5 protein-coding genes are annotated in these 3,433 nt (G+C 57.4%); 3 read left to right on the forward strand and 2 right to left on the reverse strand.

All coding sequences use genetic code 11. The features are described 5' to 3' along the window. Both AAFM15_RS11620 and AAFM15_RS11625 read right to left on the reverse strand, forming a co-directional pair. A partial coding sequence (locus AAFM15_RS11620) for a hypothetical protein (RefSeq protein ID WP_341686874.1) occupies positions 1-603 on the reverse strand: 603 nt, incomplete at its 3' end. 3 nt (positions 604-606) lie between these two features. After that, on the reverse strand, positions 607-1,146 hold the full coding sequence (locus AAFM15_RS11625) for an RNA polymerase sigma factor (RefSeq protein WP_341686875.1): 540 nt from the start codon (positions 1,144-1,146) through the stop codon (positions 607-609). 119 nt (positions 1,147-1,265) lie between these two features. Between AAFM15_RS11625 and AAFM15_RS11630 the strand changes: the two genes are divergently transcribed. The 3 genes from AAFM15_RS11630 (at position 1,266) to AAFM15_RS11635 (ending at position 3,319) form a co-directional block, all read left to right on the forward strand. Further along, positions 1,266-1,778 (forward strand): hypothetical protein, encoded by a 513-nt coding sequence (locus AAFM15_RS11630; protein ID WP_341686876.1) that lies wholly within the window; start codon positions 1,266-1,268, stop codon positions 1,776-1,778. 862 nt (positions 1,779-2,640) lie between these two features. Then, entirely contained in the window at positions 2,641-3,057 is a 417-nt protein-coding gene (locus AAFM15_RS11735; protein ID WP_371833111.1) for an OmpA family protein, read from the forward strand. 22 nt (positions 3,058-3,079) lie between these two features. After that, entirely contained in the window at positions 3,080-3,319 is a 240-nt protein-coding gene (locus tag AAFM15_RS11635) for a hypothetical protein (RefSeq protein ID WP_341686877.1), read from the forward strand. The last annotated feature ends 114 nt before the right edge of the window (positions 3,320-3,433 follow it).

Raw genomic sequence — 3,433 nt, forward strand, 5'->3', positions numbered from 1 at the left:
CGAGATACCACCCTTCAGGGGCGACATCACCGCCGATAGACCTGCATTGGCAGCCATTTGAAGGAGTTCTTGCGACGTGAGTGGGCTGGCGGTTTCCACCAAGATGCGCTCTACCTTACCCGGCTGCGATTGACCCACAGTCAATGCCTTTCGCGCGGGGTTCGGGTCGACCGGTATGGGAGCAAGCTTTGCGGTGGTGGTTGGCGCCGCTACACCGCTGCCTTGCGCCATGGCCAAACTCTGCGCATCAGCTAAAGCCCTTCGAGCGTCAAGGGAGCCGCCACTGGCGGCAACCGTGGGCGAGCCAACTGCGTTGCCATCATCGGCAACCCGCACGACCATCAATAAGGCCGCTGTGGCCACACAACCTGTTGCAAGCCCTGAACCCACCAAGGTCCATGGGTTCCAAGCTGCCAACCACCCACCTGATTGCGAGCGCACCTTGGGTCTGGGCTGGCGGCTTGGCTCTGGCTGCAGCTTGGCCATAAGGCGCTGATGACCAGCAGCCACGTCGAGTTCGGTCACCGCTAGCTTTTCATCTAAGGCCTGGTAGGCCTTCAGAATCTGCTGCTCTTGCTCGGCGGTAAAGATTTCGTTGGCCATCAATCAGTTCTCACTCAAATACTCGCGGCAAACTTCCAAGTAGTCTCGAAACTTCTTTTTTGCTTCATAAATGAATGTGCGTGTCGCTCCTTCGCTTCGCCCGATAGAAGCTGCAATCCGGGCGATCGGAACGCCATCGAGTTGATCCTTGATCACGCCAGCCTCCGTTGGCCGGTCAAGCGCGAAATCTGCCAGGCGCTGTTCGACACAAATTTGGGCATATAGACCGCTGTATTCAGGCTCAGGGGCGGCCACCTGACCAACTGCATCATCTGGCAAGTCACTATCCGACTCCCCTTGGACACCGGCCCAGAATCCGTGCTCAAGCCTCACCCCGGCACTGCGTAGATGGTCAATTGCCATCCGCTTAGCAACCTGCATCACCCACGCCGGTGGCTGCCGTATGGCTTCCCCAGCCTCCAACGCCTCATAAAGCCTCAAAAAAGCCTCCTGAACAAACTCCTCAGCCCGGGCTGCAGGTACTCCGCTTCTCTGCAAGGAAGCATGAACCCGCTTGGCCGAGGCCAAATAGGTGATGCTCACGATATCCCGCGCTTTGGACAAAACTCCTACCTCTTTGACGCTTTGGCCCCCAAATTATCAGGCCCCGATATTGAATAAGGGTAAACCCTTAATCTCCCACTGAAACGTAAACTCAACGAATGTCGTCTAAATTCCTGCCTGTAGCGCTAACAGCCGTCGGGTTAATTACTGCGGCGCTGCTCGTGCTGCGCACAGACGGCTCGAGTCCCTTTCTGGAGGGGAAACAACCTCTGGCAAGGGCAATTGCCCAATATGACGCCTATGAGGCTCCTAGCGAGGCATACGAGGCCGCCCTCGCGAGCCTCAGGGGTAAGTCCAAGGCGCCGGCCTTGTCTTTGGTCACCATTCCAAATGACGAAATCAGCCAGCTGGAGTGGCTCGTCACAACCAACTACGTGGTGGACCAAATTCTCAACTCCAAGTTCGTCGCCATTCATGGTCTGCGAATCTATGACCAGCTCAAGCTCGGGGACGTTCAAAAGCTGACTTTCGCTGCCCACGAGAAGACCTGCCGCTCTGCCCCGTTGCAAAGAATTGAGCTGTGCCTCGTGCAAGGCGGCACACTGGCCCGTTGCACCCGCGTCGAGACCCAGATGGCCTACGAGGCCATTTGTCTAGAGAGCGTCGAGTAACCCCCATGAACCGCCTCTCACCTATCGCGGCCTTGACCCTAGCGGCAGCATCTGCGTTGCTGACAGGCTGTGCGACCCCCCCAGCCAACAAGCCCTTCGCGGAAAACACGCCGGTGGTGCCCACAACTCCGGCCCCTGTGGCCGAACCACCCCCTGCAACGACCCCACCACCGCCGGCGCCTCGACCTGAGGAAGAGGTGCGGGATCTGTACACCCTACCCCCGGCCTCCAGTAAGCAATGCGCAGACTACATTGAGTCAATCGTTCGGCGCTCCGAACCGCTGACAGAGGCGTGTATTTCTCGCTACAAGAGCCTCACTGAAGAGTCGATCCTCTGTCGCCTCGATATCGTTCAGTTCCTGCGCCAAAACTCCCTAGGTGAAGGGGATGGCTTTGCCACTTGCGGCAAGTCTGCACAAAGGAACGACACCTAACGGCCCCTCCCCAGATCCTCAAGAGAGCCACAAACCCGGTTGGCTATAAAAAACCGGCAACCTAACCCTGACATTTGTGCAGCGGTCTCGTCAATTGGTTACGAACCAACCATCGGAGACCTGTGATGCACCTTTTACGCCTAACTCTTATCTCATCGGCCCTACTTTTTGGGTCAGCGCCGAGCTTCTCTCAGCCCTACGGAAACTGGGTATCAGCCGACGGCACCCCTTGGCGCAGTGGAGTCACGGGGGAGTGCATACGTAGCGGCTTTTATGAGCCAGCGAACGCACACCCCGCCTGCGTACCGGCGACAGCGGCCAAAACCGCCCCACCGCCGGCGGCCGTGGTTCAAGCGGCCCAAGAAGAAGCCCCAAGCGTGATTGACCTATCAGATACCACCCGAGCCGCACCGGGGACGGTTGGCAGTATGCATGCCCCCTCGGTCGCGGTCAGCCAGGACTATCGGCAAACTAAGGCCACCGAGACGGCTGCGGTAAAGGGCGTCAAATCAACCATACATTTTGAGTTTGACAAAGCAGCCCTCTCCGATGAGGCCAAAGCCAAACTCGAGGGGCAACTCCAGGTGCTCAAGTCGACTCAGATGAACATGGTTGTCGCAGTGGGCCATACCGACTCTGTAGGGTCCTCTGGATACAACCTACATCTATCCACACGGCGTGCCCAGGCTGTTAAAGACTATTTGGAGCAGCGAGGCGTCGAGGTCAGCCGAATTTATATCGAAGGTAGGGGCGAGGCAGACCCAGTCACACATAACAAGACGAGTGACGCAAGGGCACGGAACCGCCGGGTCGAAATCGAACTAATCGCAGCCGAGCGCTCTTAATCGAAATCTGGAGGTAAACGACATGACCTGGGAAGGAATCGTCCACCAAGTGTTCTGGCTTTGCGTTGAGGCCCTCAAAAAGACCGGCGACTTAATCGGTATGTCCTATGAGGAGATCAATATCTGGCTTTTCGTGATCGGCATGCCTGGGCTAATCGTCGGGCTGATGCTCGCCCTCATCTGGCAGGCCCACAACTACCGCGCCAAGGTCAAAGACTTGGCCAGATTTTATCCCCACACCGCAGGGTGGCATCGCCTGTGAGGACTAGGTCTCAGCCCCTGAGTCACTCCCCTCGCCCCCTACAAACCAAGAAAAAGATGAGAACACAACTGAATTTTGATGAGATGAGCGTCGCCCTCTTTGCCAAATGGCAAG

The organism is Limnohabitans sp., from assembly GCF_038134685.1.
Classification (GTDB): domain Bacteria; phylum Pseudomonadota; class Gammaproteobacteria; order Burkholderiales; family Burkholderiaceae_C; genus Limnohabitans_A.

Coding starts and splice junctions, on each gene's coding strand:
- AAFM15_RS11630 (WP_341686876.1), top strand. CDS start 1,266: ATGTCGTCTAAATTCCTGCCTGTAGCGCTAACAGCCGTCGGGTTAATT.
- AAFM15_RS11735 (WP_371833111.1), top strand. CDS start 2,641: ATGCATGCCCCCTCGGTCGCGGTCAGCCAGGACTATCGGCAAACTAAG.
- AAFM15_RS11635 (WP_341686877.1), top strand. CDS start 3,080: ATGACCTGGGAAGGAATCGTCCACCAAGTGTTCTGGCTTTGCGTTGAG.